Raw genomic sequence first — 241 nt, forward strand, 5'->3', positions numbered from 1 at the left:
GACGGCACAGATGCGGTTTTAATTCATTTTTTTTAGAACTTGGCGCACGGTTTCGTGGCAAATGGCGGGGACAATCTCCTGCTCCACAACTTTGTCCGCCAGCAACCGCAGCGTCCAACGGGCGTAGCCGTCGGGCGGTTCCCCGCAGCGAAGGGCAATCAGTTTTGCCTCTGATTCGCCATCACAGATTGGTTGACGGGAGGGCGTTTGCTGGCGCTGGCGCGGCAAAGCCGCCGCTAAT

At 58.1% G+C, this 241-nt stretch carries 1 pseudogene; it reads right to left on the reverse strand.

Annotated elements, in window-relative coordinates:
* Positions 1-27 precede the first annotated feature (27 nt).
* A pseudogene (locus JUK32_RS28660) lies at positions 28-241 on the reverse strand (helix-turn-helix domain-containing protein); the annotation flags it as partial.

Origin of the sequence: Halomicronema sp. CCY15110 (genome assembly GCF_016888165.1) — a bacterium.
GTDB lineage: Bacteria > Cyanobacteriota > Cyanobacteriia > Phormidesmidales > Phormidesmidaceae > Halomicronema.